Below are 26,927 nucleotides of genomic sequence, written 5' to 3' on the forward strand. Positions count from 1 at the left end.
AATTGGCGAAATCCGAGACATCGCCACTCGTGCGAACCTATGAATTGATCATCTCGGGCTTGGAGAGGCCTACGAACCAGGCGGGGTAAGGGCTCCGGCCCTCCGACCGCCCGACGGCGGACGCTCCTACCAGCCCCGGGGTGCCCGCGCGATGTGACGGAGTTCGCATCCCGGGGCGCTCCGAAGCCCTGGGAAGGGCCTGGGAAACACCGCCGCAACGCCGTCGCCACAGTCATCCCGGGGTACGAGACGGTCGTTGACAGGTACGCGGACGCTGGACGAAGCTCCAGCCCCATGCAGCCCCCGCGTGACCCCTCGGTCACCCTCGTCCAGCGCCGACACGTGGACCTCGTCCGTGTCGCCGGCGCCGTGTGTCGCTGCGTTTGACCGCTTCCGCGGCCCCCTTTCTCTTCCCTCTCCTCTTCTTCGCACTTCTTCCGTGCCTCCGTCTGGAGACCCCGTATGTCCACACCCCTGTCCCGTCGTGCCCTCGGCGGTGCCGCCGCCGGTGCCGCGGCGGCCGCCGCCCTCGGTGCCGCCGCCTCCCCCGCCCACGCCCGGCCCGGCCCGCCCGAGGAGCGCGACTTCCGGGCCGCGAGCCCGCGCCGGCACTCCCGGCGGCCCAACATCCTCTTCGTCCTCGGCGACGACCTCGGCTGGGCCGACCTCTCCTCGTACGGCTCGCCGCACATCCGCACCCCCAACCTCGACCGGCTCGCCCGCCAGGGCGTCCGCTTCACCGACGCCTACTCCGGTTCCGCGACCTGCTCCCCGACCCGCTTCAGCCTCTACACCGGCCGCTACCCGGGCCGTACGAAGGGCGGGCTCGCCGAACCCATCGCCGACCGCTCCGCAGGCCTGGAGCCCACCCACCCGACGCTCGCCTCGCTGCTCCGCGACTCCGGCTACGCCACCGCCCTCATCGGCAAGTGGCACTGCGGCTACCTCCCCGACCACTCCCCCACCCGATCCGGCTGGGACGAGTTCTTCGGCAACTTCGGCGGGGCCCTGGAGTACTACTCGAAGCTCGGCCTCAGCGGCGAGTACGACCTCTACGAGGGCGACGCCGAGTACAAGGACCTGCGCTACTACACCCGGATCCTCACCGAACGGGCGAGCGAGTACATCGGCCGCGATCACGACCGGCCCTGGCTCCTCAACCTGAACTTCACCACCCCGCACTGGCCCTGGGTCGCCGACGGCGACAAGGAGACCAGTGACGAGATCACCCGCCGCATCAGGGCGGGCGACGGACGTGCGCTCTGGCACCAGGACGGCGGTTCCCTCGAGAAGTACGGGCAGATGGTCGAGGACCTCGACCGGTCGATCGGCACGGTCCTCGACGCCCTGCGCCGCTCCGGCCAGGAACGCGACACCCTCGTCCTCTTCGCCAGCGACAACGGCGGCGAACGCTTCTCCTACAACTGGCCGCTCACCGGCAACAAGGGCTCACTCCAGGAGGGCGGCATCCGCGTCCCGTCGATCCTGCGCTGGCCCGCCCGGATCGACGGCGGCCAGGTCAGCCGCCTCCCGGTCTTCACCCCCGACTGGACCGCCACCCTCCTCGAACTGGCCGGGGCCCGCCCCCACCCCGCCTTCCCGCTCGACGGGACGAGCCTCGCCGGGCACCTGCTGCGCGGCGACGACGTCCCCGAGCGGGACCTGTTCTGGCGGGTGCGGGGCGAGCGGGCCCTGCGCCGGGGCGACTGGAAGTACTACCGGGGCAAGGCCGGCCGCGACCAGCTCTTCCACCTCGGCCGGGACGTCCGCGAGCAGGCGGACCTGGCCGTTGCCGAACCCGGGCTGACCGCCTCGCTGCGGACGGCCTGGGAACGGATCGACGCGGGCCTCCTGCGCTACTGAGCGGGGGCGGCGACCGCGGTGAGGCCCTCGCCCGAGGCGTCGGTGAGGGTCAGGGTCCGGTGGTCCAGGCGGTAGCCGAGGGGGCCGTCGAGGAGCTCGTACAGCTTCGTCTCCAGCGTCATCTGCGGGCTCGCGCACATCATGCGGGTGGTCGCCGCCGGACCGTCGACGGTGAGGGTGCGGGCCTTCTCGTCGACGCGGGCGGTCGCGGAGAAGTTGTTGCACCCGAGGTTGCCGGAGACCCGCCCGTCCGCGCCGATGACGATCCGCGCCTTGCCCTCGCTGTCGGCGGGCTGCGAGGCCGCCGTCTTACCGGAGACGAGGCCGTCGACCTTCCAGGTGGTGCCGCGCAGGGGGGCGGCCGGTTCGGAGGTCAGCTCCAGATCGTCCTTGCCGTCGGGCGAGTCGAGGGTGAACCTGTCGCCCTCGATCGTCCCCTTGAGCCGACCGGAGAACGCCTTGAGCAGCTCCTGCTCGAAGCGCTGCCGGTCGGCGGGGCAGCCGATCTCGGTGACTTCCTGCGGGGAGACGGTCAGGGTGTCGCCGTTCACCGCGACGGCGGCACCGAAGGTGTTGCAGCCGGTGTTCCCCCGGGCGCGGCCGTTCTTCTCGAAGTCGACACGCGCGCCGTCCGGGGCGGCGGACCTGCGCCCGTCGACCGTCACGGCGTCGATCGTCCAGTGGGTGCCGGCGACGGGCAGGTCGGGGGAGACGGTGGCCACACCACCTGATCCGGTACCTCCTTCCGTACCGCAGGCGGCGAGGAGAAGGACCAGGGCGGCTGCTGCGAGGGGCGTACGCGGCGTCTTCATGGCGATGGGACGGGCGCGCGGAGGAGTCGGTTCCCTCAGCCCATCAGCGGCAGCAGGCCGGCCAGGTCGGCGCGTTCGCCGCTGGCGCGGACCTTCGCCCCGTCCAGCTCGGCGGCCCACCCGGCCCGGCCGGTCGCCAGTCTGATCCACGTCAGCGGGTCCGTCTCGACCACGTTCGGCGGGGTGCCCCGGGTGTGCCGGGGGCCCTCCACGCACTGCACCACCGCGTACGGCGGGATCCGCACCTCCACCGCGCCGCCCGGGGCCTTCGACGCGAGCGTGTCGGCGAGCAGCCGGGTGCAGGCGGCGAGGGCCTGCCGGTCGTACGGGACGGCTGCGCCGGTCGCCGCGTTCAGGTCGTCGGTGTGGACGACCAGCTCCACGGTCCTGGTGACCAGGAAATCGGCGAGGGTCATGGGGCCGAAGCTCACCGGCAGGAGCCGCTCGTCGGCGGCGCCCCCCACGGCCCGCTCGTAGTCGTCCGCCACGCGGGCGTACAGTCCCGCCAGGTCGGAGGCGTCGATGTCCCGGGTGTGCGCGTCGATCCGCTCGGCCGCGCCGGCGGTGACGAACGGCCAGTCGAGGAGGGCGAGCCGGTCCCCGCCCCGCTCCGGCAGGGCCAGGAGCTGCGGGACGGAGTCGACCATCCAGGCGAGGTGCGCCGCCAGGTCCCGTACCGTCCACTCCCCGAGCCGGGTCGGCGCGTCGAGCTGCTCGGGCGTGAGCGCCCCGACCGCCTTCCGTACGTGCCCGAACTGGGCGAGCACGGCCGCCCGGATCCTGGCGGAGTCATAACTACGGGTGCGCTTCTTGGCCGGTGGCATGGGGGCGAGGGTAGTCGGAGACTGGAGGGGGAGGGCCGCCCGCACACCCCCACGTACGAGAGGGGTCGATCAGCCATGGCTGAGCACCCTGACGCAGCCCTGGTCCGCCGCGGCTTCGAGGCATGGACCAGCGGGGACATGGAGACCGTCGGCACCCTGATGACGGCGGACTGCACGCACCACATGCCCGGTGAGAGCCAGATCTCCGGGCACTTCAAGGGCCGGGACAACATCCTCGCCATGTACCGGCAGATGTTCGAGCTCACCGGCGGCAAGATGCGCGTCGAACTGCACAGCGTCTGCGTGGACGGTCGCGGCCATGCCGTGGCGGCCAACAAGTTCTTCGCGGAGCGAGGGGACCGGGGCATCGAGATGCAGGGCGCGCTCGTGTTCACCATCGTCGGCGGGAAGATCACCGACATCGACGAGTGCGTCGAGGACATCGATCAGTCCGACGCCTTCTGGGGCACGGCCGCATAGACGGCGCCGGACGCGCGAACGGTCCCCGCCCGAGGGCGGGGACCGTTTCACGTGAAACGTCCGAACATCAGGCCAGCAGGGCCGGGATCGTCGCCTCGTGCGCCTCGCGCAGCTCCGTCAGGGAGAGCGTGAACTCGCCCTGCACGTCCACCACGTCACCGTCGACGACACCGATCCGGGCTGCCGGCAGACCCCGCGCACCGCACATGTCGGTGAAGCGGAGTTCTTCGCTGCGCGGAACGGCGACGACCGCACGGCCGGCCGACTCGCTGAAGAGGAACGTGAAGGCGTCCAGGTCCTCCGGGACCACCAGGCGCGCGCCGTTCCCGCCGCGCAGGCAGGACTCGACGACCGCCTGGACCAGACCTCCGTCGGACAGGTCGTGCGCCGCGTCGATCATGCCGTCGCGGGAGGCCGAGATCAGGATCTCGCCGAGCAGCTTCTCCCGGTCGAGGTCCACGGTCGGCGGCATGCCGCCGAGGTGCTGGTGGATCACCTCGGACCAGGCCGAGCCGCCGAACTCCTCACGCGTGTCGCCCAGCAGGTAGAGGAGCTGGCCCTCTTCCGCGAAGGCGATCGGCGTACGGCGGTTCACGTCGTCGATCACACCGAGCACGGCCACGACCGGCGTCGGGTGGATGGCGACCTCACCGGTCTGGTTGTACAGCGACACGTTGCCGCCGGTCACCGGGGTGCCCAGCTGGAGGCAGCCGTCCGCGAGACCACGGGTGGCCTCCGCGAACTGCCACATCACGGCCGGGTCCTCGGGCGAACCGAAGTTCAGGCAGTCCGAGATGGCCAGCGGCTTGGCGCCGGACGCGGCGACGTTGCGGTACGCCTCCGCCAGCGCGAGCTGCGCACCCGTGTACGGGTCGAGCTTCGCGTACCGGCCGTTGCCGTCGGTCGCCATGGCCACGCCGAGGTTCGTCTCCTCGTCGATACGGACCATGCCCGCGTCCTCGGGCTGCGCCAGCACCGTGTTGCCCTGCACGAACCGGTCGTACTGGTCCGTGATCCACGCCTTCGAGGCCTGGTTCGGCGACGAGACGAGCTTCAGGACCTGGTCCTTCAGCTCGGCGCCGTTCTGCGGCCGGGGCAGCTTGCCGGCGTCGTCGGCCTGGAGCGCGTCCTGCCACTCCGGGCGGGCGTACGGCCGGTGGTAGGTCGGGCCCTCGTGGGCGACGGAGCGCGGCGGCACGTCGACGATCTGCTCGCCGTGCCAGAAGATCTCCAGGCGCTCGCCCTCGGTCACCTCACCGATGACGGTGGCGATGACGTCCCACTTCTCGCAGATCTCCAGGAACCGCTCGACGTGCACGGGCTCCACGATCGCGCACATGCGCTCCTGCGACTCGCTCATGAGGATCTCCTCGGGCGAGAGGGTCGCGTCGCGCAGGTGGACGCGGTCGAGCTCGACGCGCATGCCACCGGAACCGGCGGAGGCCAGCTCGGACGTGGCGCAGGAGAGCCCGGCGCCGCCGAGGTCCTGGATGCCCGCGACCAGCTTCTCCTTGAAGATCTCCAGGGTGCACTCGATGAGGAGCTTCTCCTGGAAGGGGTCGCCGACCTGGACGGCGGGGCGCTTGGTCGGCTTCGTGTCGTCGAAGGTCTCGGACGCGAGGACCGAGACGCCGCCGATGCCGTCGCCGCCGGTGCGGGCGCCGTAGAGGATGACCTTGTTGCCCGGGCCCGACGCCTTGGCGAGGTGGATGTCCTCGTGCTTCATCACGCCGATGCAGCCGGCGTTGACCAGCGGGTTGCCCTGGTAGCAGGAGTCGAAGACGACCTCGCCGCCGATGTTCGGCAGGCCCAGGCAGTTGCCGTAGCCGCCGATGCCGGCGACGACACCGGGCAGTACGCGCTTGGTGTCGGGGTGGTCGGCCGCGCCGAAGCGCAGCGGGTCGACGACCGCGACCGGACGGGCACCCATGGCGAGGATGTCGCGGACGATGCCGCCGACGCCGGTGGCCGCGCCCTGGTAGGGCTCGATGTACGAGGGGTGGTTGTGCGACTCGACCTTGAAGGTGACCGCGTACCCCTGGCCGACGTCGACGACGCCCGCGTTCTCACCGATGCCGACGAGCATGGCGTCATTGGCGGGGGTCTTCTCGCCGAACTGCTTCAGGTGGACCTTGCTGCTCTTGTAGGAGCAGTGCTCGGACCACATGACCGAGTACATGGCGAGCTCGGCACCGGTGGGACGGCGGCCGAGGATCTCGCGGATGCGCGCGTACTCGTCCTCCTTGAGGCCGAGGTCCTTCCAGGGCTGCTCGCTGTCCGGCGTCTCGGCCGCGTGCTTGACCGTGTCCAGAGTCATCAGGCGTTGACCAGCTTCTTGAGGATCGAGGTGAAGAAACCGAGGCCGTCCGTCTTACCGGTGCCGACCAGGGGCTCGACGGCGTGCTCGGGGTGCGGCATGAGGCCGACCACGTTGCCCGCGGCGTTGGTGATGCCCGCGATGTCGCGCAGCGAGCCGTTGGGGTTCATGTCCAGGTAGCGGAAGGCCACCCGCCCCTCGGCCTCCAGCTCGTCGAGGACGCGCTCCTCGGCGACGTACCGGCCGTCCATGTTCTTGAGCGGGACCTCGATCTCCTGGCCCTCGGTGTAGTCCGAGGTCCAGGCGGTCTCCGCGTTCTCCACCCGCAGCTTCTGGTCACGGCAGATGAAGTGGAGGTGGTTGTTGCGCAGCATCGCGCCCGGCAGCAGATGCGCCTCGGTGAGGATCTGGAAGCCGTTGCAGATACCGAGGACGGGCATGCCCGCCTTCGCCTGCTCGATGATCGGCTCCATCACCGGCGAGAAGCGGGAGATGGCTCCGGCCCGCAGGTAGTCGCCGTAGGAGAAACCGCCGGCCAGGACCACGGCGTCGACCTGCTTGAGGTCCTCGTCGCGGTGCCAGAGCGAGACGGGCTCGGCACCCGCGAGACGAGCGGCACGCAACGCGTCCTGGTCGTCGAGCGTTCCGGGGAACGTGACGACGCCGATGCGTGCGGTCACGATTCCACCTTCACGATGAAGTCTTCGATCACGGTGTTGGCAAGGAAGGTTTCGGCCATCTGATGGATGCGGGCGAGGGCGGCCTCGTCGACCGGTCCCTCCACCTCCAACTCGAAGCGCTTCCCCTGGCGGACGTCGGCGATTCCGGCGAATCCCAGGCGGGGCAGTGCACGCTGCACCGCCTGCCCCTGAGGGTCGAGGATCTCCGGCTTGAGCATGACGTCGACTACGACGCGTGCCACTGGCACTCCCGGTGGTGTGTTGCGTGGGCGGTTCCCTCAGCGTACCTGCCTCCAAATTCTACGCGGGTAGAGATCTGAAGGATCCTCCAAATGCCAGGCTCCGGAGGGGCTCACCGCACGCACACCACCCATGCCCCTGCCCGGGCCCACCCACGGAAAATTCGAGTGAAATATTGCGGACCTCATTGCCCCGGGACACGCGGAAACAATTGCCAGGGCTTCACAATGCGACACCTGCCGCTGTACAAAGGAATCCAGAAGAAAGCATTATTGTCCCGGAACAGCCGCAAGGCCGACATCACCGCACGTCAGAGGCGCCACAAGCACCTCCCCCGCGGCGTCGGCCGCAGGAAAGGACCGATATCCGTGGCTCAGCGTGTGGTGGTCACTCTCTCCGACGACATGGACGGCGGAGAAGCGGCTGAAACGGTCGCGTTCGGTCTTGACGGGAAGATGTACGAGATCGACCTGAATGCTGCCAATGCAAAGAAACTCCGCAAGGCCCTCGCGCCGTACCTCGCCGCCGGCCGCAGGCTTCCGGCCAAGGGCGCGGCCGGCCGGACCCCCTCGGCGGAGACGTACACCCACACCTCCCTCGCCCCCGATCCGGCGGCGGTCCGCGCCTGGGCCCAGTCCAACAAGATGGAGGTGCCCGCTCGCGGACGGATCCCGAAGCGGGTCTACGAGGCCTTCCGCGAAGCGAGTTGAGCGGCGCCGCTCAGCGCGGCGGGCCGGGGCGGGCGACTCGGCGGACCGGGCCGGGGGAACCGATTTGCATTGCACCCCCCATGATCCGCTAGAGTCTGGAACACGCCGAGGGGCGAGGCCGCAAAGCCCCACCTCACGCAGCGTGCGGGTGTAGTTCAGTAGTAGAACATCCCCCTTCCAGGGGGAAGGCGCAGTGTGCAATTCCTGTCACCCGCTCTGCATCGCTCGACCGACCACTCTCGTGGATCAGGTAGAGTAGTGCTCGCACCGCCCGGGGTCCTCCTTCGAGAAGGCCGATGAGCGGCAGCAATGCGGACGTGGCTCAGTTGGTAGAGCATCACCTTGCCAAGGTGAGGGTCGCGAGTTCGAATCTCGTCGTCCGCTCAGGAAGTCGAAGGCCCCGGTTCTCAGGAACCGGGGCCTTCGCCGTGTTCCCCGCGTTCTCATCGCCTCCTCCGCCGCATCGCCCTCGCCCCTCATGACATGCGTCAGAAGCCGTGGTGACAGCGCGCACTGCCGGACGGCCGCGCCCGCCGGAAGCCTGGACACATGACCAACCGGGCGCGGGTCGGGTGCCGGGCGCGGGTCGGGGCCCTGGCCCCGTGACCGTCCCCCTGCGCGTGCCGCTCGCCGACGACGAGCATCTGATCCGTGGCGCTCTCGCCGCGCCGCTCGGGATCGAGGACGACCTCGTCGTCGTCGCCGAGGCCGCCACCGGGCCCGAGGCGGTCGCCATGGCTCGGGCCCATCGCCCCGACGTCGCCGTGCTCGATCCGCAGATGCCGGGCGCGGACGGTGTGACGGTCGCCACGGCCCTGCGGGACGAACTCCCGGTGGCCGCACCATGATCGTGACCGGTCACGGCCGTCCGGGGCACCTCAAGCGGGCCCTCTCCGCCGGCGTACGCGGCTTCGCGTCGCAGACCGTCAGCGCCCAGCGGCTCGCCGAGATCATCCGTACCGTGCATGCAGGAAACCGCTACGTGGACCCGGAGTTGGCGGCCGACGCGATCGCCGTGGGGGACTCCCCGCTGACCGCGCGGGAGGCCGAGGTCCTCGAACTCTCCGCCGACGGGCCACCCGTCGCGGGGATCGCCCGGCGCGCCTCGCTCTCCCCCGGAACCGTCCGGAACTACCTCTCGTCGGCCACCGCGAAGCACGGCGCCGAGAACCGTCACACGGCGGTGCGGCTCGCGCAGGCGAAAGGTTGGGTATAGTTGGCTGCGCGCTACGGCGCATGCGGACGTGGCTCAGTTGGTAGAGCATCACCTTGCCAAGGTGAGGGTCGCGAGTTCGAATCTCGTCGTCCGCTCCATGATGAAGCCCCCGGTCGAATCGACCGGGGGCTTTCTCGTGCCCCGCGCGACCGGGCGGCTGGGCGCCTAGAAGCTGTCGGACCAGGTCTTGCCGGTCAGCAGCTCGTACGCCTCCAGGTACTTGCCGCGCGTCGCGTCCACGATCTCCTGCGGGAGGGGCGGCGGCGGCTGCTCGCTCCTGCGGTCCCAGCCGGAGGCCGGGGAGGTCAGCCAGTCCCGGACGAACTGCTTGTCGTACGAGGGCTGGGCACGGCCCGGCTCCCACTGGTCGGCAGGCCAGAAGCGCGAGGAGTCCGGGGTCAGGACCTCGTCGGCGAGCACCAGCGTCTCCCCGTCGAAGCCGAACTCGAACTTGGTGTCGGCGAGGATGATCCCCCGGTCGCGCGCGATGTCACGGGCCCGGCCGTACACGGCGAGGGTCGTCTGGCGCAGCAGCGCGGCCGTCTCGGCGCCGACCTGACGGGCGACCTCCTCGTACGACACGTTCTCGTCGTGGTCGCCGACCGCGGCCTTCGTGGCCGGGGTGAAGATCGGGGCCGGCAGCTCGGAGCCGTCGCTCAGCCCCTCGGGCAGCGCGAGGCCGCAGACCGTACGGGACTCGTCGTACTCGACGAGACCGGAGCCGGTGAGGTAGCCGCGGGCCACGCACTCGACCGGGACCATGTTCAACGACGTGCAGACCAGGGTGCGGCCCGCCCAGTCGGCGGGGGCGCCGGCCGGGAGGTCGGTCGAGAGCACGTGGTGGGGGACCAGGTCGGAGAGCCGGTCGAACCACCACAGGGAGAGCTGGGTGAGGACCCGTCCCTTGTCGGGGATCTCGGTGGGCAGGACCCAGTCGTACGCGGACATGCGGTCGCTCGCCACCATCACGAGGTCACCGGCCTCGTTCCGGTACAGGTCGCGCACCTTGCCCGTGTGGAGATGGGTGAGGCCCGGGACCTGGACAGGCTCGGGCTTTTCTACGAATCCGGACACGGTTCCTCCGCGTAGGTTGATCCAGGAGCGGTTCGATTCTCTCGCACCGGGGCCGGTCGGCGGCGGGCGGGCCCGGTCAGTCCTGGTCGGCCCCGGTCAGTCCCTCTTACAGATCCGGTCGAGAAGGTTCGCGGTGGCGCGCTGGACCCTGGCGTCGACATGGCCCGGCCGGTCCAGCGCCGGCGACCACGCGAACGTACCGGAGGCGAAGACCCAGGCCCCCGAGGGTGCCCGGTAGAGCGAGGTCTCCTGGTGGCGCAGCGCCCCTTCGCCGTCCCGGTAGGGCGAGTGGGCGAGCAGGATGCGGCCCTGGTGCTCCGGGAGCGCCGTGCGCGGGAAGTAGCGGTCGGCCTCGCCCGCGACCAGGCCGGGCAGCTCGTCGCCGTCACCGGCGCCGGTGGCCTCCCAGAGCCAGTGCTCGGCGTTCCGTACGACCAGCGGGTGCGGTTCGGGCACCCGGCCCGCGTACTGGATGCCGAGGAGCTGCTGCTCGGGCCGGTCGACCTCGCGCCAGAGCGCCGGACGGCCCGGGCCGCGCCGCTTGCGGCAGGTGAGGAGCCGGTCCGGCACCCCGGACGGCGAGGGCCCCAGCTCCACCCGCCAGTACATGGTGTTCGCCGAGAGGAAGACCAGCGACGTGCCCTGGTCACGGGCGAGTTCGACGGTCCTGCGCATCGGCACCGACCAGTACTCGTCGTGCCCCGGGAAGACCAGGCCCCGGTAGCGGCTCGGATCGACCCGGCCCGCGTGCAGGTCGCGGGTCTCCGCGTACGCCAGGTCGTAGCCGTAGCGCTCGGCCCAGCGGATGAAGTCGTAGGCGTGCCCGACGTGGAGCGGCAGGCCCGCGCCCGCGTACGGGCGGTCGAAGGAGACGGTGACGGCAGCATCCTGCTCCCCGAGCAGCCGGCCGTCCTCGTCCCAGGCGTGGTAGAGACTCGCGCCGGTGCGGCCGTCCTCCGGGTACAGGTTGTACGCCTGCCAGGTCACGTCCGGGAGGACGAGGAGCAGATCGGCCGGCTGGTCGTCGCGGACGGTGAAGGGGATGTGCGAGCGGTGGCCGTCGACGGTGGTGAGGACGGCGACGTACGCCCCGATCGACCAGTACGTGGGGACCTGCAACCGCCACGACTGCCACCAGTGGTGACAGGAGACCGTGCGGTCGGCGGTCAGCGGGGGCGGTTGGACGATCCCGGAGAGACGCGGACTCGTGGTGATCTTCGCGGCGCCGTCGCCGCCGTAGTGCCCGATCCGGTAGACGTCGACCGAGAACTGCTGCGGCGGGTCCACCGTGATGTGGAAGTCGATCGACTCGCCCGGCGCCACCGCCCCGTCGGACGCGAACCCCTTGATCTGGCGCCGCACGTCGTCGGCCGTACGCGGGCCGCCGCTGCCGCCCCGGGCCAGGATCTCGTCCGCGTACCAGGGGACCACCTGGCCGGTGTCGTCGAAGTAGTTCTCGGACCCGCGCAGCCAGGGCAGGGGGCCCTGGCCGAAGGGATCGGTGACGGCGTGCGCGAGCGCGCCCGACTCCCACCGCCTGATCTGGTCCGCCCCCATGCTGCGCCCCTCCCTCGACTCCCCCGGGTCGGCTGGTCAGTGCCTCTGATGTGTCCTTGTGCCTGTGCCTCTGATGCGCACTGGGGCTGTTCGCCTCCGGCGCGTGCTGTTGATGCGTGCTGCAGGTGCGTGCTTTTGTCAGTGGCGGTCTCCAGCACATCACATAACGCACGCACTCCGTCACCGTTCGTCGTGAATTGGCGAGAGTGGAACCTCTGGCTCCGGGAAACCGTGCCGTGGACGGTCTCCCGGGAGGCCTCAGACCAGGCGTACGGGCTTCTCCGGGCGCACTCCCGTGCGGGCCAGCCAGACGCGCAACGGTTCCGGATCGCCGTCCTCGACGAGGGCGAGAACACGGGGGCCGAGGTCCGTCGCCCGCTCGCCGCCGACCAGGAGGGCGGGACCGTCGAGCCAGTCGAGGCCCGGTGAGGCCTCGGCCGTGTCCACGGCCGCGCAGCAGACCATCGCGGTGACGTGGTCGGCGAGCAGATCCCGGCCGGAACGGGGCGGCTGGAGCGGGAACAGCGGCAGGGGCCCGTCGGGGCCGCTGACGGCGCCCGGGGGCGCGGCACCGGGCAGGTCGTCCTTGCCGCCGCTCCGGGCCGCCGTCTGGGCGGTCCGAGCGCTGACAGCGGCCACCCGCGCCTCCCGCGCGGCCTCTTCGCGCGCGAGGAGCGCGCTGAGCGCCCCCGCGAGCGCCTCGGCGGCGGGGTTGACGGGTTCCTCGTCGTCCTCGTCGTCCTCGTCGTCGTGGATGTCGAGGGTGTCGGGGTCGGGGTCGGGGTCGGGGTCGATGGCGGTGTCGGTGTCGGTGTCGGTGTCGGTGTCGGTGGAAGCTTCGGCTTCGGCGTCGGCGTGAGCGGCGTCGGCGGCTGCGCCGGGCTCAGGGAGGGGGACAGGCGCCGTCGACAGGTGGGCGATGACACGGGTCAGGGTCGGGGCGTCGGCGGTCGACGCGGTCCCGGCCCGGGCGCCGGGCGCGCCGAGGGCGTCGAGGACCTGGTGCAGTCGGGCCGCGTCGGTACGCCACTTCCGGTCGACGACCTCCTCCGGGTACTGGCTCCACTCCACCGGGGACCAGTCGGGACCGGGTTCGGCCGGGCCGCCGTGGAAGAGGCGGGCGGCGAGCAGCGAGGTGGCCTCGTCGACCGCTCCCGGCTCCTCCAGGAGGTCGCACGCGGGGCGCTCGCCCAGACGCGACGAGAAGCCGTCCGCGAGCCGGTCCCGGCGGGAGAGTTCGGTCAGGGCGGAGACCACGCCCGCGTCGAGCTGGGAGGGCCAGCGGCCCATGCGCCAGGCGGGCAGCGCGACCCGGGTGAGGAGGCGGTCCCAGCCCGCGTAGGCCAGGCCGACCTGCTCCTGCGCGACGATCCGCACGCCGTAGTCCACGGCCTGGGCGCGCTCCGAGCCGGCGACGGCGACCCCGCGCTCCATCTCGGCGGCGTGCCCGCGGCAGGCGCGCAGCAGGACACGGGCGACCTGCCCCACGCCGTGCGCGCCGAGTCTGCGGAGCGGATCGAGGCCGGAGGTCCGGGGCACGGCGACGGCCGCGTCAAGGCCTCGGACGAAGCGGCGGGCGGCGGCTATGTCGGGGTGGGCGGCGGGGCCGGTGCCGGCGACGACGGGGGCGAGGACCGCCCGCAGTTCGCCGACGCGCATCCACCATAGGAAGGGCGACCCTATGACGAGGACGGGCGCACCGTCCCCGTCGCCGCCGGCGGACGTGCGCCGCGCGCGGTGGGCCCGGTGGGTGCGGTCCTCGAGCCAGCTGTCGCAGTCCGGCGTCAGGGCTATCGCGGCGGGTGCCGGCACGTCGAGCCGGTCGGCCAGGTCCCGGACGAGCCGGTAGAGGTCGGGGGCGGCGGTCTCGGAGAGCTCCACCGTCGGCGTCGCGGCCGGACGGGCCCGGGCGACGACGAGGGCGACGGCCGTGGCGGCGAGGAGGACGACGACCGCGAGCACGGTCATCACCCAGCGGGCCGCGTCCCAGCCGGAGCCCGCGAAGTGGTTGGTGACCCCGCCCGCGTACAGGACGACGGCCACGGCGGCGGGAAGGACCGCGAGGCCCAGGGCCCTGCCGCGGACCCGGAGGACGCCGATGGCTCGGGAGCGCGCGGCGCGCACGCCCCATTCGTCGCCGACAACGGAACCGGTACCGGACACGCCGTACATCACCCCCTTCTGTCCATGTCGGGACCGCCCATCTCTGGACCGTCCATGCCGGGACTGCCTGTGGCGGTGTTGCTCACTCCCCCACTGTGGCACCCGCCACTGACATCGCAATGCCGGTGGGCCAAGTGCCGGAACGCCTTCGCCGCACCCTAGTTGGGGCGGTGGCGGACGTCATCCGGATGGCCGAGCCGTCACTCGATGGAATGGCTTTGGGTAAAGGTGATGGCATTCGCGCGGCCGTACGGTCCACCGCACGGCCGCGCGAGAGAACGGCGGCGCCGTCAGGCCTCGGCGGCCTTCCGCGCGATGTCCGTACGGTGCTGGGAGCCGTCAAGGCGGATGCGGCCGACCGCCGCGTACGCGCGCTCGCGTGCCTGCGCCAGGTCCGTTCCGGTGGCGGTGACGGAGAGGACGCGGCCGCCCGCGCTGACGATCGCGTCGCCGTCCCGCTTCGTACCGGCGTGGAGCACGTACGCGTGCGGGGCGTCCTTCTCGGCGACCTCGTCCAGGCCCTCGATCGGGTCGCCGGTGCGCGGGGTGTCCGGGTAGTTGTGGGAGGCGATGACCACGGTGACGGCGGCGTCGTCGCTCCAGCTCAGCGGCGGCTGGTCGTCCAGGGTGCCGTTGGCGGAGCGCAGCAGGACACCGGCCAGCGGGGTCCTGAGCCGGGCCAGGACCACCTGCGTCTCGGGGTCGCCGAAGCGGGCGTTGAACTCGATGACCCGTACGCCACGGCTGGTGATCGCCAGACCCGCGTACAGCAGACCGGAGAACGGCGTGCCACGGCGGCGCAGCTCGTCGACCGTGGGCTGGAGGACGGTCACGAGGACCTCGTCGACCAGCTTCGGGTCGGCCCACGGCAGCGGCGAGTAGGCGCCCATGCCGCCGGTGTTCGGACCCTCGTCGCCGTCGAGCGCGCGCTTGAAGTCCTGCGCGGGGCGGAGCGGGAGGACGGTGACGCCGTCGGTGATCGCGAAGAGGGAGACCTCGGGGCCGTCCAGGTACTCCTCGATGACCACCCGGTCGCACGCGAGCGCGTGGGCCCGTGCCTGCGCGAGGTCGTCGGTGACGACGACTCCCTTGCCGGCGGCGAGACCGTCGTCCTTGACCACGTACGGAGCGCCGAAGGCGTCGAGCGCCTCGTCGATCTCCTCCGGGGTCGTGCAGACGTAGCTGCGGGCGGTGGGCACCCCTGCACCGGCCATGACGTCCTTGGCGAACGCCTTGGAGCCTTCCAGCTGCGCGGCTTCCCGCGACGGGCCGAAGACGGGGATGCCGACCGCGCGGACGGCGTCGGCGACGCCGGCGACGAGCGGGGCCTCCGGGCCGACGACGACCAGTTCGGCGCCGAGCTCGGTGGCGAGGCGCGCGACGGCTTCGCCGTCCAGCTGGTCGACGGGGTGCAGCTCGGCGACCTCCGCGATTCCGGCGTTGCCGGGCGCGCAGTGCAGAGCGGTGACGTCGGGATCGAGGGAGAGAGAGCGGCACAGGGCGTGTTCGCGGGCGCCGCCGCCGATGACGAGGACCTTCACGCCTGCCAGAGTAGCCCGCGGGGCGGGATGCCCCTTGTGGGGGCCACTGAACGAGACGCCCCTACTCGTTCGTGTATTCCTCCACAACGGTCGCTCCGAGCTCGCGCACGATCAGGTCGTGCCCGGAGAGCGCGGAGTCGACGAGGTCCGGATCGTCCTCCTCCGGTACGTCGTCCTCGGGCGCCACGGGCTGCGGCGCGGGCGGCGTGTACGCGGGCGCGGAGGCCCCCGACGACGCGGGCCGGGACGGCTGCGGGAAGGCGGAAGAAGAGGATACGGATGAGGCCTGCGAAGGTGCGGAGGCGGACGGCGGGGACTGCGGGAAGGCCTGGTCGGGCGCCTGCGGCCGACCACCGCCGAAGCCGCCGCCCCCACCCGGGCCGCCGAAGCCGCCACCTCCACCCGAGCCGCCGAAGCCGCCGGATCCCCCCGTACCGCCTGAACCGCCTGAGCCGCTTCCGCCTGAACCGCTGAAGCCCCCCGTTCCGCCCGACCCGCCGAAGCCGGTGGCGGCGGGCGGGGGCGAGGCGCCGCCCGAGGGGTCGATGATCGCTTCGATCTTCCAGTTCACGTGGAACTGCTCGGCGAGTGCCTGCTTCAGGACGTCCTCGCTGCCGCTGCTCGCGAAGTTGTCCCGGGCCCCGGCGTTGAGGAAGCCGAGCTGGAGCGTCGTGCCGTCGAAGCCCGCCACCTGGGCGTTCTGGCTGAGCAGGATCCAGGTGAAGCGGCGCCGGTTCTTCACGGCGTCGAGGATCTGCGGCCAGAGGTTCCGCACCTGCGCCACGTCCCCGCCGCCCCCGGTGGACGCCGGGGCGGGGGCCTGCGGCGCGGGCTGCGCCTGTACGGGAGCGGGAGCCGGGGCTGTGGGCGCCGCCGGGGCGGACGCGCCGGGCCAGGCGCCGGGCCCCCCGCCGCCGGGCGTCGCGGCACCCGGCCAGGCACCGGGGCGAGGAGCGGCGGGAGCCTGGGCGGGCTCGGATTGCTGCGGGTGTACGGGGGCGGGGGCGGGCTGGGCCTGTACTGCCTGTACGGGAGCGGGGGCCGGGGCGGGCGCGGGCTGCGCGGGGGCCGGCGGGGGCGGGGCCATCGGGGTGTGGGCGTCGGGCCCGGGCACGTACCCCATGGCGGGCGCCGGAGGGCCGGGCGTGAAGACGGGCGCGGGCGCGGCGGCCGCCCCGCGCTCCAGCCGGTCCAGCCGCGCCTGCACCGAACGCTCGTCGTCGAAGGCGGCGGGCAGCAGCACGCGCGCGCAGATGAGCTCCAGCTGGAGCCGGGGCGAGGTGGCGCCCCGCATCTCGGTCAGCCCGCTGTTGACGAGGTCGGCGGCCCTGCTGAGCTCGGCGGCACCGAACACGGACGCCTGGGCCTGCATGCGCTCGATCACGTCGACCGGGGCGTCGATGAGCCCCTTCTCGGCGGCGTCCGGCACGGCGGCCAGGATCACCAGGTCGCGCAGCCGCTCGAGGAGGTCGGCGACGAACCGGCGCGGATCGTTGCCGCCCTCGACGACCCGGTCGACGACCTCGAACGCGGCGGCGCCGTCCCCGGCCGCGAACGCCTCCACGACGGAGTCGAGCAGCGAACCGTCCGTATAACCGAGCAGCGAGGTCGCCATGGCATACGTCACACCGTCGGCGGCGGCCCCGGCCAGGAGCTGGTCCATCACGGACATCGAGTCACGCACGGACCCGGCGCCGGAACGCACCACGAGCGGCAGCACCCCGTCCTCGACGGGAATGCCCTCGCGCCCGCAGACCTCGCCCAGGTACTCCCGGAGGGTGCCGGGGGGCACGAGCCGGAAGGGGTAGTGGTGGGTCCGCGACCTGATCGTCCCGATGACCTTCTCGGGCTCGGTCGTGGCAAAAATGAACTTGAGGTGCTCCGGGGGCTCCTCGACCACCTTCAGGAGGGCGTTGAAGCCCGCCGAGGTGACCATGTGGGCCTCGTCGATGATGTAGATCTTGTACCGGCTGGACGCGGGCCCGAAGAAGGCCTTCTCCCGCAGGTCACGGGCGTCGTCCACGCCACCGTGCGACGCGGCGTCGATCTCGATGACGTCGATGGACCCCGGCCCGTTCCGCGCGAGGTCACGACAGGACTGGCACTCCCCGCACGGCGTCGGGGTGGGCCCCTGCTCGCAGTTCAGACAGCGCGCCAGAATCCGCGCACTGGTCGTCTTGCCGCACCCACGGGGCCCGCTGAACAGGTACGCGTGATTGACCCGGTTGTTCCGCAGGGCCTGCTGCAACGGGTCGGTGACATGCTCCTGCCCGATGACCTCGGCGAAGGACTCGGGGCGATAGCGGCGGTAGAGCGCGAGAGACGACACATGTACGAGGTTATAGGCGCCCACCGACAACCCGGGAACGCAAGCGCCCCCCACGCACCTGCCAGAGCCGACCTACCCTTGCTGCCTTCCGGCCCTGGGGGAGTTCAGTCAGATAGCACCGCGTGAGGGGCTCCGCCCAGCGTACCCGATCCCGAACCCGCCCCCGACCCCCTCCCCCACCGGGAACCCTCCACCGGTCCCCACCTGGATCGAGTTCGCGAGCACCCTCCCCGGTCATGTAATGTCTGCGTCGGAGGATTCGCCTAGAGGCCTAGGGCGCACGCTTGGAAAGCGTGTTGGGGGCAACCCCTCACGAGTTCGAATCTCGTATCCTCCGCCATTGCTCTCACCGGGCAATTCGTTGAAGGGCCCCACCGTTCGCGGTGGGGCCCTTCGGCGTTGTCCGGGACAGTCCGGCGTCAGGCCAGTGAGCCGTGACCGATGCCCTGCCGGACTCTCGCCGCGTCAGGCTTTCGTGGGCGGGTGGGCTTCGAGGCCGGTGGCGAGGAGGTCGAAGACGTACGTGGCCTCCTGGGCTACGGTGGCCGCGATCCGTTCGTCGGGCTCGCCGGCCAGGGTGAGTTCCTGGATGCGCTGGAACAGCAGACGGTGCGCGGCCCCGAGGAGCGCGGCTGCGGCCCGGGGGGCGATGGGCGGCGCGTCGGCGGGGGTGATGTCCGCGAGGGCTGCGGCGAGGGCCACCTCACGCTGGTCGTGCAGTTCACGCAGGCGGGCGGTCAGGGTCGGACTCTCGGCGATCATGCGGGCGAACGCCGGGCCGGCGAACCCCGCGACGGGGTTGCACTGCTCTACCGCGGCGGCGAACTCCCGCCGCAGCGCGGTGAGCGCCGACTCCCCGGCGGGCCGGTCGGCGACCGCGGCGGCCAGGCCGGCGGTGAACGCCTCGTGGTGGTCGAGGGCCAGGTCCTCCTTCCTCGGGAAGTAGTTGGTGACCGTCTTCTTGGCGACGCGGGCCGCCGTGGCGATCTCGGCAATGGTCGTCTGCTCGAAGCCCTGCTCGATGAAGAGCCGGGTGGCGTGGTCGGAGATCAGCTGCCTGGTCTCCTGCTTCTTGGACTCGCGGAGTCCCATGCTCTCGATACCCATGGGCGAATCTTACACTCATAGCAAATTTATCCTTGACGCGTCGCTGGGCCGGGCGTAAAGTTACGTCCGTTGCAAAAATCGCCGCGTAGGACGAGCCTCGGAGACCGCGTATGCGAAGCCAGAACCACTCCTTCACCTCCCCCAGCACCCCGTTCCCCACCGTCAAGCTCACCGCCACCCAGGAGACCGGTCCGGTGCCCGCCACCCCGCGCCCGTCCCGCGAGCTGCCGCGCACCGGCCACCGCCAGGCGCCCACCCGCACCAGGTTCCACGCGCCGCGCCGCACGTACTGACGCGCGCCGCCCCCCCCAGTACCGCGCAGTACCGCACCGCACGGCATTTCAGGCACCGCACGCCCCGCACGCAGTGCGTCCCAGCCGCGCCAGCACCAGCCGCCCGTAGGTCCACCCGTCGAGGAGCCGCAGCCTTGAACGTCTCTACCTCCACCCTCTCCCTCACCGTCGCCGACGTGGACGCCTCCCGGGAGTTCCTCACCACCCACCTCGGCTACCAGGTGGCCATGGCCGCCGACGGCTTCGCCTCGCTGACCCGCGACGACGCCGCGGTCGACATCGTGCTGCTCCGCCGCGGCACCGACGTCCTGCCGCCCGAGCAGCGCGACCAGCAGGCGGCCGGGTTGATCCTGGCGTTCACCGTCACCGACCTCGCGGCGGAGGAAGCCCGCCTGCGCGAGGCGGGCGCCCCGATCACGATGCCGCTGCGCGAAGAGCCGTGGGGCGAACGCCTCTTCCAGCTGACCGACCCCAACGGCGTCGTCATCCAGCTCGTCGAGTGGGTCGTCCCGGCGGCCCCTGACAGCGCCGAGTAGCACCCGTACGCGCGTGCGTGCGTGCGTGGACCGCTGTACGCCGGAGGGCCGAACCGCTCGATGCGGTCCGGCCCTCCGGCGTATGCGCCTACACGGGGCAGGGGCGGTATTCGAGGCTGAGCTCGCGGTCGACGGCGTAACTGGTCCGCATCGACGCGTCGGTCACCTGGTGCCAGGATCCGTACTTGGCGTAGAGCTGGTCGGCGGTGGGGCCGAGGGGGTTGCCGTACTTGGCGATGTTCCGCTCCTCCAGGATCCGTACCTCCTGCGGAGTCATACCGGCGCGGGTGACCTCCGTGGCCTGGTTCCGCATGTCGACCAGCTCGCGAGCGACCTCCTCGTCCATGGCCCCCGCCTCGCGCATGGCGACCCCCGTACGGCGCATGTCCTCAAGGAGCCCGTGGTAGCGCATCCGGGTGCGCTGCGCCTCGACCTTCTCGTCCATCGGGAGAACGCGGATCCGGCATACGACCGGGTCGGCACTGGGACAGGGGTCGTCGGCGGACACGGGCCGGGCGAGCGGGGCGGTGATGACCGAACCACAAGCCTCCACCGCGCCGGCCACGGAGGACCCGGCCGTACCCAGCAGGGCGACGGCGGCCGCGAAGGGGACGAGGGCACGGCTGAGCGGGGAGGCGGGGGAGAGAGAGCGCATGCGCGCATCTTTGAAGGCGGGGACACCTTGCCTCACGCAAGCGCACCGATGATCACCCCTCCGGGGAACCCGGGCGCGCCGTCCCCACCTGACGGCCGGCTTTCGAGCAGGCCGCCCGTTCCGCCCGCCCTCCTGCCGGGGACAGCCGCCTCGCGTCGTCAGCGACGCCGGCCCTGCCGGATCCGCAGCGGTTCGTGACGCAGGTTGACGTCGGCGCGACCAGGCGACTGGAGGAGAGAGCGCAGGCCCACCGGCTGATCACGGGAGCGGGAAGGTGCGCCGGCTGTGGTCCGAGGAAGCCGCGTTCACCGGATCGGGGGGCGATGAGACGGAGGGACGTTACTGCGTACACCGGTGTGTAGTGATGCCGATACTTTCTGTGATGACCATTGATCCAACCAAGCAAGGGTTATCCATGAGGAAGTTCGCTACGGCAGTGGTGGCAGCGGGGCTGTTCTTCGGGGGGATGGGGGTGGCGGTTGCGGACTCGTGGCATACCCTCGCCGACCCACTCACCACCGGGGGTGCCCACTTCGAGAAGGTGAAGTACAGGTGGGAACCCGCCGGGGTGAAGCACGGCGGGTTCCGCTTCAAGGGTGCGCTGCGGGACGGCGACCACAACGACGGTCACAACATCTACCTGGAGGTGCGTGCGCACTCCTACGGATGGCAGCGATTCAAGGGGATTCAGAAGCGCACCGTGAACCTGGAGGACGCTGTCCACGACGGCGCAACTCGCTACACGAATTCAGCCGACATGCGTGTGTGCCGGGACCGGGGCGCGCTTCGGCCGAACAACTGCTCGCCGATTCGAGCCTTCACGCGCTAGCAGTTGCCGGTTGGGGAGCCGCCATCGACCGGTGGCTCCCCCCTTCATAGAGAGTGCGGACCACGATGGACGTTATTCTCCGCGCGGACGGCGTGGACCTCTTCTACGGCACCGAGCGAGCCGTCAGTAGTGCCGATTTCACACTGAAGCGCGGCGAAGTGGCCGCCATCATGGGCAGCAGCGGGTCCGGGAAGTCATCGCTGTTGTACTGCCTCGCCGGGGTTCTTCCCCCTACCAGCGGCTTCGTGACCTTCGACGGGGTACGACTCTCCACCCTCCCCGACGGTGAGTTGAGCGCCCTGCGCCGTACGCGCCTCGGCTTCGTCTTCCAGTACGGCGAGCTGTTGCCGGAGCTGACCGTCGAGGAGAACGCGGCGCTTCCCCTCCGGCTCGCCGGGATCAGCAAGGCCCATGCCCACGTGATGGCGGCCCAAGTGCTGAGGCGGCTCGGGATGGGCGATCTGCTGCGGCGCAGGACCTCCAAGTTGTCGGGTGGCCAGAGTCAGCGCGTTGCTGTGGCACGCGCTCTGGTCCACCGACCGGACGTGGTGTTCGCGGACGAACCGACCGGGGCGCTCGACAGTGCCAACGCCGCCGCTGTGCTGGACGAGTTCCTTCAGCTGGCACGTCGGCAGAAGACGGCCGTGGTCATCGTCACCCACGATGCCGAGGTGGCAGCCAAGGCCGATACGCAGTACACGATGGCGGACGGTGTCATCACCCAACGGGTGGCAGTGTGAACGCGTTCGTCCTTGGCATGCGCCTGCTGTGGGGCAGCGGTCGCCGAGGACGAGCACGATTCCTCCTGATGACGCTCGGTTCGGCCCTCGGCGTGGCCTGCCTTGCCGCAGTCCTCACCATCCCGTCGATCCTCACTGCTCATGACGCGCGCACAGCCGCCCGTGAACCGAGGCAAGGCACAAGTAGTTTTCTCTACCAAGAGTTTCGCGATCCGTACGGGGCACAGCCGCTCCATCGTGTTTTCCTCGCCCGGACGGGCCCAGGGCATGCTCCTGTGCCTCCGGGCATCGGGAAGCTCCCCGAAGCCGGCGAAGCGATCGTCTCGCCCAAGCTCGCCGAGATTCTGGCTGCCAATCCGAGGACGGCCGCTCTTGTCCCCGGCCGTGTCAGGGGAACCATCGCACCGGAGGGGTTGGGAGACACCGAAGATCTGTATGCCTACATCGGCACCACTCCGGACGAGCTGACCGAAGCAGAGGAACTGGGCAGCTTCGGCGCCGGCCGACCGTGGCGGACAGTCGTTGAGCCGTCGACCCTCAGCATTCTCCGATTCACCCTCGGGTGCATCGTGCTGCTCCCCCTCGTCATTTTCCTCTCCGTGTGCGCGCGGCTCTCCGGAGAGTCCCGCGCCCGTCGGCTTGCCGCTTTGCGGCTTGTCGGACTCAGTGCGAAGGACACCCTGCGAGTAAACGCTGGAGAGAGCGTCACCGCCGCCTTGTTTGGGGCCTTGCTCGGGAGCCTCGGGTACCTCGGCGTCAACGAGGTCATGGCACGGGTAGGGCTGCCTGGGCTGCACTGGTATCCGGCGGACGGCCGGCCCTCGGGATGGACCCTTGCCGTCTGCCTGTTGGGGTGCCCGGCGCTCGCTTGGATGGTGGGGCAGGTCAGTGCGAGGCGGGCCGCTCTGACACCCATCAATGTGCGGCGGACCGGGGAACGGAAGCCCCCGAGGAAGTGGGGGGCGCTGTTGTTGGTGCCGGGGATCGGGGTCATCGGCGGATACTGCGTGCTCAGTGTGTTGGGACGGGATCCGTCAGGGGGTTCGGCCAATTCCGTGTTGGTACCTGGTGCGGTGCTATTGACCGGTCTGGGACTCGTTTTCGGCCTGGCACCGATCACCGCGTGGCTGGCGCGACGGTTGGCGGGGGTTTCCAGGTCCCTATCGATGGCGCTGGCGATGCGGCGCACGGAGATCGATCCCGGATCGTCGTTGCGCGTGGCCACTGGGCTCGTACTGCTGGTATTCGGAGCATCGCTCACGCAAGGTGTGCTCGTTGAAGTAGACCAAGTGAGCCGTCGCACAAGTCCTGTGCAGGAGTACAGCATTCCGTTTGCCCACCTGAATGAACGTCAGCGTGTTGAGACTGCCCGGGTTGCGGGCGTGCGGGGCCACGGGATGTCTTCATCTTCATGGCAGGCGTCACCTAATGACGAGACTCCGCAAACGTATGCCGTAGTAGCCACTTGTCACCAACTGGCTGTCTTTGTCGAAAGGGCGGAGGGTTGTGTCGAGAGCAAGGTGCTACGGATCCGGGACCAGAACTTCTCCACCGACGCCGAAGCCGTGGTGGGAAGAAGCTTTCCGTTCCTGCTCAGCAATGGTCGAAAGTTGGACGTGACGGTCCCCCAGGGGAGTGTCTCGGTTCGAGCCCATCAACCCTCTGAGTTCGCCGGACCCAGCCTCCTCATTCCACCGTCGTTCCTCCCTCCAGGAGTGGTTCTGCGGGAAGGCAACCTCGTTCTCGTCAGTGACGCCGACCCCGCCACCATCCGTTCCGTTCTCGACGGCATCGGGGCCGTCGCGCCCACCGCCACCGTCACTCCCGTCGGTATCGTCATCGACTCGTTGGCTCAGCTCACCGTCATCCGCAGTCTTCTGGCCGTCGGGATGGTGCTCGGGCTTGTCATCGGGGTTGCTGCGTTTGTGGTGTCCGTGGCTGATCGGGCGCTGGAGCGGCGGGGGCAGGTGGCTGCGCTCGCGTTGTTGGGGGCTCGGGCTGGGACGTTGCGGGTGGTGCAGGTGGTGCAGGTGGTGCTGCCCCTGGGGGTGGGGCTTGGGGCGGCCATCGTCACCGGGTGGCTGGCCGAGTCCAGTTATCTGATCACCGGGGGTGGTTCGGTGCACTGGGACTGGGAGGGGTTGCCGTTGTTGTTCACCTGTGCGCTGGGGGTGCTGTGCGTGGCCGCGCTCGCCTCCGTGCCGATGGTGCGGCGGCACATCGATCCTGAGCACATCCGACGGGATTGAGTTCAGCGGCGATGAGTTCTCGGGTGGGTGGGAGTCTTGTCCTTCGTCGCACTGCCCCCGCCCGCCCCGCCGCCCAGGAGAGCTCCATGGCCGAGAACGTCGTCAAGGGTCCCGCAAGTTACTTCCCCTCCATCGAGAAGAAGTACGGGCGCCCGATCTCCGAGTGGCAGGAGCTCATCCGTTCCTCGCCGCTCACCAAGCACATGGAGCTCGTCTCCTGGCTGAAGGCCGAGCACGGACTGGGCCACGGGCACGCCAACGCGCTCGTGGCCCACACCCTTGCCGAGGGGAAGTAGCGCGTGCGTTCACGCCGCCAGTTCGTGGGCCGTGCGGGTCTCGACCCGGGTCTTCAGGGCTACCGTCGCCGCCGCCGTGACGGTTCCCGCCGCCAGTGCGGTCCACCACAGGACTGTCGGGCTCAGCGTCGTGTAGGTCGCGACGCCCAGGGTGAGGGCCGCGAAGCGGGCCGTTCCCCAGGTCCAGCTGAACGCTCCCTGGTAGCGACCCCTGGCGTGGGCCGGGGCCAGGTTGGCGATGACTCCGGCGGCGATTCCGGCGACCGTGACCTCGCCCAGGGACCAGACGACGACCGACACCGCGTACCCGGCGACGCCGTCGGCCAGGCCGGTGAGCGCCACTCCCAGGGCGATCAGCGTGCTGCCCGCGCCCTGCACCGCCAGCTGCGGGAACCGGGCCAGCCAGGACGTCGCGAAGGGCTGCAGGGCCACGACCAGGATGGCGTTGACCGCCGCCATCGCCCCGTACACCGCCGGTGAGAGGCCGCTGTCCCGGATGGCGAGCGGCAGGGCGACCTCGGTGAGCGAGTACACGAAGAGCTGGACGCCGAAGAGCGGAAGCAGGAGCACCGCGAGGCGGTCGCGGAGGACCACTCCGTAGCCGATGCCGTCCTTCCTCTCCCCGGGCCCGCCCTCGGGGTGGTGCCCGGTCGTCGTGCGCTTCGGTTCCGGCAGGCGGAACGTGACGACCAGGGCGTACGCGAGCATCGCGCCCGCGTCGACGGCGAACAGGAGCCAGTAGCCCTGGGCCGCCAGGTAGCCGCCCAGAATGCCCGCGACGGCGGTGCCGATGTTCACGCCCCAGCCGAAGAGGGCGTACGCGCGCTGCCGGCGCTCGCTGTCGACGGCGTCCGCGAGGAGCGCGTACGCCGCCGGCGGGACCGTGCTGCCCGCCGCGCTGATCAGCAGCGCCGCCGCGGCCATCGTCCACACCCCGGGCGCGAGGAAGAGCGCGCCCTGCGCGGCCGACGCGCCGATCAGCCCGATGAGCATGGTGGGGCGGCGCCCGATGCGGTCGGCGAGGATGCCGCCGACGGCGGGGCCGATGAGGTTGCCCGCGCCGAGGGCGCCGAGGACGTACGAGGTCTCGGGGCCGGTCACTCCGCGCGAGGCGAGGAAGAAGACGAGGAACGGGGTGACGAGGTAGCCGAGGCGGTTGACGACCGTTCCGGCGAAGAGCGTCCAGACGACGGGCGGGAGGTCGCGGAAGGAGGACGGGATGCGTGACGCCAGGGGTGCGGACATGGGAGGAGACTGCGGGAACCCGCCGTCGCCCTCCATTGATTAAGCTCAGACCGAATCCAACTCGGGGGGGGCGGATCCCCTCCCTCGGACATCGGATCGCTCGCACCCCGCCCCTGCCCCCGCCCCCGCACCTAGGACGTGGAACCTGTGGAATCCGGGCTCAGCTTCTCCGCCGCCGATCTCGCCCAGACCCGCTTCGCCGTCTCCCCCATGTGGGAGGTCGTGACCAGCTACCGGCTCCTCGTCCGCCGCCCCGACTCCGCGCCCCATCGGCGCTGGGCCGACCAGGTCCGGCCACGGATCGCGCGGGCCGGGCTCGACCGGGGCTGGCTCGCCGTGCTCGTGCCCGCCGACGGCTACCTCGCCGACTTCCTCAACCCCACCCCCGCGGGCCCCTTCCCCGCCCTCGGAGCCGAACTCGACGCCATCCGCCGCACCCCCGCCGGTCAGGTACGGGACGACCTCGACATGCTGGGGAGGGAAGCGGAGGCCGGGGCCAGGGCGCGTCTGCTGCACGAGGATCCCGCCGCCGCGCTCCCGAAGGTCGCCGACGAGATCGAGACCTACTGGGAACTCGCCCTCGCCCCTTACTGGGCCCGGATCCAGCAGGTCCTGGAGGCGGATGTCTTCCACCGGGCCCGTCAGGTCGCCGAACACGGTTCCGCACGGGTCCTGAGCGAACTCCACGAGACCGTACGGTGGGACGACGGCACCCTGCGGCTCGTACGCCGTCACTGTTCGCTCAGCCGCGACCAGGCCGGCTCCGGGCTGCTGCTCGTTCCGTCCGTCTTCGCGTGGCCCCGGGTCCTCACCCGGTCCGTCCATCCGGACCCTCCCCAACTCGCCTACCCGGCGCGCGGGTTCGGCTCCGTGTGGGAACCCCGTACCACCGGTGCGACCGAGGCCGTCGCCGCCGTCCTCGGGCGCTCCCGGACCCTGCTGCTCACCGAACTCGACACCCCCGCCTCCACCACCCGACTCGCCGCGCAGTGCGGTCTGTCCCCGGCCGGGGTCTCCCAGCACCTCATCGCCCTGCGGAACGCCGGCCTGGTGACCGCCCACCGCAGCGGGCGTTCCGTCCTCTACGCCCGTACCCACGTCGCCGACCAGCTGCTCAACCCGTAGGGGGCCGCGAACTCCCCCCCTCTCCTCTTGCCCTGGAGCGCACTCC

Annotated in this window: 24 protein-coding genes, 4 tRNA genes, 1 other RNA gene and 1 pseudogene; 16 read left to right on the forward strand and 14 right to left on the reverse strand. The window is 71.0% G+C overall.

Annotated elements, in window-relative coordinates; all coding sequences use genetic code 11:
* The first annotated feature begins 294 nt into the window (after positions 1 to 294).
* Entirely contained in the window at positions 295 to 387 is a 93-nt protein-coding gene (locus tag ABZ567_RS12660) for a putative leader peptide (RefSeq protein WP_360787754.1), read from the forward strand.
* Positions 388 to 462: 75 nt separating this feature from the next.
* Positions 463 to 1,863 carry a sulfatase-like hydrolase/transferase gene (locus ABZ567_RS12665; protein ID WP_360787757.1) on the forward strand — a complete coding sequence of 467 codons (1,401 nt, stop codon included), beginning with the start codon at positions 463 to 465 and terminating at the stop codon, positions 1,861 to 1,863.
* Here ABZ567_RS12665 and ABZ567_RS12670 read toward each other — a convergent pair.
* Positions 1,857 to 2,675: an META domain-containing protein gene (locus ABZ567_RS12670; protein ID WP_360787759.1), complete on the reverse strand. Its 819-nt coding sequence runs from the start codon at positions 2,673 to 2,675 to the stop codon at positions 1,857 to 1,859. The two genes, ABZ567_RS12665 and ABZ567_RS12670, sit on opposite strands and share 7 nt — an antisense overlap.
* 35 nt (positions 2,676 to 2,710) lie before the next feature.
* Positions 2,711 to 3,499 (reverse strand): sterol carrier family protein, encoded by a 789-nt coding sequence (locus tag ABZ567_RS12675; RefSeq protein ID WP_360787761.1) that lies wholly within the window; start codon positions 3,497 to 3,499, stop codon positions 2,711 to 2,713.
* 75 nt (positions 3,500 to 3,574) lie between these two features.
* On the opposite strand from ABZ567_RS12675, the gene ABZ567_RS12680 reads away from it, so the two are divergent.
* Positions 3,575 to 3,979 (forward strand): nuclear transport factor 2 family protein, encoded by a 405-nt coding sequence (locus ABZ567_RS12680; RefSeq protein WP_360787764.1) that lies wholly within the window; start codon positions 3,575 to 3,577, stop codon positions 3,977 to 3,979.
* Between the two features lie 67 nt (positions 3,980 to 4,046).
* On the opposite strand, the gene purL is transcribed toward ABZ567_RS12680, so the two are convergent.
* Genes purL through purS form a run of 3 tightly spaced genes read right to left on the reverse strand, consistent with a single transcriptional unit; the run spans position 4,047 to position 7,218 of the window.
* Entirely contained in the window at positions 4,047 to 6,296 is a 2,250-nt protein-coding gene (gene purL, locus ABZ567_RS12685; protein WP_360787767.1) for a phosphoribosylformylglycinamidine synthase subunit PurL, read from the reverse strand.
* The gene (gene purQ / locus ABZ567_RS12690) at positions 6,296 to 6,976 is read right to left on the reverse strand and encodes a phosphoribosylformylglycinamidine synthase subunit PurQ (protein WP_360787769.1); all 681 of its coding nucleotides are present in this window, start codon (positions 6,974 to 6,976) and stop codon (positions 6,296 to 6,298) included. Before purQ ends, purL begins: the two co-directional genes overlap by 1 nt.
* Positions 6,973 to 7,218 (reverse strand): phosphoribosylformylglycinamidine synthase subunit PurS, encoded by a 246-nt coding sequence (purS, locus tag ABZ567_RS12695; RefSeq protein WP_360787772.1) that lies wholly within the window; start codon positions 7,216 to 7,218, stop codon positions 6,973 to 6,975. Before purS ends, purQ begins: the two co-directional genes overlap by 4 nt.
* A gap of 366 nt (positions 7,219 to 7,584) precedes the next feature.
* Here purS and ABZ567_RS12700 point away from each other — a divergent pair, with 366 nt between their 5' ends.
* From ABZ567_RS12700 to ABZ567_RS12720, 5 genes and pseudogenes are all read left to right on the forward strand, one after another.
* Positions 7,585 to 7,926, forward strand: coding sequence for an Lsr2 family protein (locus ABZ567_RS12700; RefSeq protein WP_360787775.1), 342 nt, complete (start codon positions 7,585 to 7,587; stop codon positions 7,924 to 7,926).
* A 144-nt stretch (positions 7,927 to 8,070) separates the two neighbouring features.
* Positions 8,071 to 8,142, forward strand: a tRNA-Gly gene (locus ABZ567_RS12705).
* Between the two features lie 95 nt (positions 8,143 to 8,237).
* Positions 8,238 to 8,310 (forward strand) — tRNA-Gly (locus tag ABZ567_RS12710).
* Positions 8,311 to 8,528: 218 nt separating this feature from the next.
* Positions 8,529 to 9,142, forward strand: a pseudogene (locus tag ABZ567_RS12715) (response regulator transcription factor).
* A gap of 22 nt (positions 9,143 to 9,164) precedes the next feature.
* A tRNA-Gly gene (locus ABZ567_RS12720) sits at positions 9,165 to 9,240 on the forward strand.
* Between the two features lie 67 nt (positions 9,241 to 9,307).
* Here ABZ567_RS12720 and ABZ567_RS12725 read toward each other — a convergent pair.
* The 6 genes from ABZ567_RS12725 to ffs form a co-directional block, all read right to left on the reverse strand.
* On the reverse strand, positions 9,308 to 10,216 hold the full coding sequence (locus tag ABZ567_RS12725) for a phosphoribosylaminoimidazolesuccinocarboxamide synthase (protein ID WP_360787777.1): 909 nt from the start codon (positions 10,214 to 10,216) through the stop codon (positions 9,308 to 9,310).
* 96 nt (positions 10,217 to 10,312) lie between these two features.
* Positions 10,313 to 11,773 (reverse strand): N,N-dimethylformamidase beta subunit family domain-containing protein, encoded by a 1,461-nt coding sequence (locus ABZ567_RS12730; RefSeq protein WP_360787780.1) that lies wholly within the window; start codon positions 11,771 to 11,773, stop codon positions 10,313 to 10,315.
* A gap of 258 nt (positions 11,774 to 12,031) precedes the next feature.
* Positions 12,032 to 13,945, reverse strand: a complete 1,914-nt coding sequence (locus ABZ567_RS12735) for a hypothetical protein (RefSeq protein ID WP_360787783.1) — start codon at positions 13,943 to 13,945, stop codon at positions 12,032 to 12,034.
* A 281-nt stretch (positions 13,946 to 14,226) separates the two neighbouring features.
* The gene (gene purD, locus ABZ567_RS12740) at positions 14,227 to 15,477 is read right to left on the reverse strand and encodes a phosphoribosylamine--glycine ligase (RefSeq protein ID WP_360787785.1); all 1,251 of its coding nucleotides are present in this window, start codon (positions 15,475 to 15,477) and stop codon (positions 14,227 to 14,229) included.
* A 61-nt stretch (positions 15,478 to 15,538) separates the two neighbouring features.
* Positions 15,539 to 17,806, reverse strand: coding sequence for a DNA polymerase III subunit gamma and tau (locus ABZ567_RS12745; protein ID WP_360787788.1), 2,268 nt, complete (start codon positions 17,804 to 17,806; stop codon positions 15,539 to 15,541).
* A 36-nt stretch (positions 17,807 to 17,842) separates the two neighbouring features.
* Positions 17,843 to 17,941, reverse strand: an RNA gene (ffs, locus tag ABZ567_RS12750) — signal recognition particle sRNA small type.
* Positions 17,942 to 18,058: 117 nt separating this feature from the next.
* Here ffs and ABZ567_RS12755 point away from each other — a divergent pair.
* Positions 18,059 to 18,146 (forward strand) — tRNA-Ser (locus ABZ567_RS12755).
* Between the two features lie 125 nt (positions 18,147 to 18,271).
* Here ABZ567_RS12755 and ABZ567_RS12760 read toward each other — a convergent pair.
* Entirely contained in the window at positions 18,272 to 18,913 is a 642-nt protein-coding gene (locus ABZ567_RS12760; protein ID WP_360787791.1) for a TetR family transcriptional regulator, read from the reverse strand.
* Positions 18,914 to 19,023: 110 nt separating this feature from the next.
* Between ABZ567_RS12760 and ABZ567_RS12765 the strand changes: the two genes are divergently transcribed.
* Positions 19,024 to 19,206 (forward strand): hypothetical protein, encoded by a 183-nt coding sequence (locus ABZ567_RS12765; protein ID WP_360787794.1) that lies wholly within the window; start codon positions 19,024 to 19,026, stop codon positions 19,204 to 19,206.
* 134 nt (positions 19,207 to 19,340) lie between these two features.
* Complete coding sequence (locus ABZ567_RS12770) at positions 19,341 to 19,742, forward strand: VOC family protein (protein WP_360787797.1); 402 nt, start codon at positions 19,341 to 19,343, stop codon at positions 19,740 to 19,742.
* Between the two features lie 88 nt (positions 19,743 to 19,830).
* Here ABZ567_RS12770 and ABZ567_RS12775 read toward each other — a convergent pair whose 3' ends face one another.
* Positions 19,831 to 20,397, reverse strand: coding sequence for a hypothetical protein (locus ABZ567_RS12775; protein ID WP_360787800.1), 567 nt, complete (start codon positions 20,395 to 20,397; stop codon positions 19,831 to 19,833).
* 415 nt (positions 20,398 to 20,812) lie between these two features.
* Here ABZ567_RS12775 and ABZ567_RS12780 point away from each other — a divergent pair, with 415 nt between their 5' ends.
* From ABZ567_RS12780 to ABZ567_RS12795, 4 genes are all read left to right on the forward strand, one after another.
* Positions 20,813 to 21,226 (forward strand): hypothetical protein, encoded by a 414-nt coding sequence (locus ABZ567_RS12780; RefSeq protein ID WP_360787803.1) that lies wholly within the window; start codon positions 20,813 to 20,815, stop codon positions 21,224 to 21,226.
* A gap of 65 nt (positions 21,227 to 21,291) precedes the next feature.
* Positions 21,292 to 21,966 carry an ABC transporter ATP-binding protein gene (locus ABZ567_RS12785; RefSeq protein ID WP_360787806.1) on the forward strand — a complete coding sequence of 225 codons (675 nt, stop codon included), beginning with the start codon at positions 21,292 to 21,294 and terminating at the stop codon, positions 21,964 to 21,966.
* The gene (locus ABZ567_RS12790) at positions 21,963 to 24,215 is read left to right on the forward strand and encodes an FtsX-like permease family protein (RefSeq protein ID WP_360787809.1); all 2,253 of its coding nucleotides are present in this window, start codon (positions 21,963 to 21,965) and stop codon (positions 24,213 to 24,215) included. Before ABZ567_RS12785 ends, ABZ567_RS12790 begins: the two co-directional genes overlap by 4 nt.
* 86 nt (positions 24,216 to 24,301) lie before the next feature.
* The gene (locus ABZ567_RS12795) at positions 24,302 to 24,511 is read left to right on the forward strand and encodes a DUF4287 domain-containing protein (protein ID WP_073909122.1); all 210 of its coding nucleotides are present in this window, start codon (positions 24,302 to 24,304) and stop codon (positions 24,509 to 24,511) included.
* 9 nt (positions 24,512 to 24,520) lie between these two features.
* Here ABZ567_RS12795 and ABZ567_RS12800 read toward each other — a convergent pair whose 3' ends face one another.
* A complete protein-coding gene (locus ABZ567_RS12800; protein WP_360787812.1) occupies positions 24,521 to 25,756 on the reverse strand; it encodes an MFS transporter in 1,236 nt (411 codons plus the stop codon).
* A 147-nt stretch (positions 25,757 to 25,903) separates the two neighbouring features.
* Here ABZ567_RS12800 and ABZ567_RS12805 point away from each other — a divergent pair, with 147 nt between their 5' ends.
* Complete coding sequence (locus ABZ567_RS12805) at positions 25,904 to 26,881, forward strand: DUF5937 family protein (RefSeq protein ID WP_360787814.1); 978 nt, start codon at positions 25,904 to 25,906, stop codon at positions 26,879 to 26,881.
* Positions 26,882 to 26,927 lie beyond the last annotated feature (46 nt).

This window comes from Streptomyces sp. NPDC016459, from assembly GCF_040632845.1.
Classification (GTDB): domain Bacteria; phylum Actinomycetota; class Actinomycetes; order Streptomycetales; family Streptomycetaceae; genus Streptomyces.

Excerpts from the sequence above, each read along its gene's own strand:
- ABZ567_RS12765 (WP_360787794.1), top strand. The coding sequence starts at position 19,024 with ATGCGAAGCCAGAACCACTCCTTCACCTCCCCCAGCACCCCGTTCCCC.
- ABZ567_RS12660 (WP_360787754.1), top strand. The coding sequence starts at position 295 with ATGCAGCCCCCGCGTGACCCCTCGGTCACCCTCGTCCAGCGCCGACAC.
- ABZ567_RS12730 (WP_360787780.1), bottom strand. The coding sequence starts at position 11,773 with ATGGGGGCGGACCAGATCAGGCGGTGGGAGTCGGGCGCGCTCGCGCAC.
- ABZ567_RS12670 (WP_360787759.1), bottom strand. The coding sequence starts at position 2,675 with ATGAAGACGCCGCGTACGCCCCTCGCAGCAGCCGCCCTGGTCCTTCTC.
- ABZ567_RS12760 (WP_360787791.1), bottom strand. The coding sequence starts at position 18,913 with ATGGGTATCGAGAGCATGGGACTCCGCGAGTCCAAGAAGCAGGAGACC.
- ABZ567_RS12680 (WP_360787764.1), top strand. The coding sequence starts at position 3,575 with ATGGCTGAGCACCCTGACGCAGCCCTGGTCCGCCGCGGCTTCGAGGCA.
- ABZ567_RS12800 (WP_360787812.1), bottom strand. The coding sequence starts at position 25,756 with ATGTCCGCACCCCTGGCGTCACGCATCCCGTCCTCCTTCCGCGACCTC.
- ABZ567_RS12780 (WP_360787803.1), top strand. The coding sequence starts at position 20,813 with ATGAGGAAGTTCGCTACGGCAGTGGTGGCAGCGGGGCTGTTCTTCGGG.
- ABZ567_RS12675 (WP_360787761.1), bottom strand. The coding sequence starts at position 3,499 with ATGCCACCGGCCAAGAAGCGCACCCGTAGTTATGACTCCGCCAGGATC.
- ABZ567_RS12735 (WP_360787783.1), bottom strand. The coding sequence starts at position 13,945 with ATGTACGGCGTGTCCGGTACCGGTTCCGTTGTCGGCGACGAATGGGGC.
- ABZ567_RS12775 (WP_360787800.1), bottom strand. The coding sequence starts at position 20,397 with ATGCGCTCTCTCTCCCCCGCCTCCCCGCTCAGCCGTGCCCTCGTCCCC.
- ABZ567_RS12795 (WP_073909122.1), top strand. The coding sequence starts at position 24,302 with ATGGCCGAGAACGTCGTCAAGGGTCCCGCAAGTTACTTCCCCTCCATC.
- purL (WP_360787767.1), bottom strand. The coding sequence starts at position 6,296 with ATGACTCTGGACACGGTCAAGCACGCGGCCGAGACGCCGGACAGCGAG.
- ABZ567_RS12785 (WP_360787806.1), top strand. The coding sequence starts at position 21,292 with ATGGACGTTATTCTCCGCGCGGACGGCGTGGACCTCTTCTACGGCACC.
- ABZ567_RS12665 (WP_360787757.1), top strand. The coding sequence starts at position 463 with ATGTCCACACCCCTGTCCCGTCGTGCCCTCGGCGGTGCCGCCGCCGGT.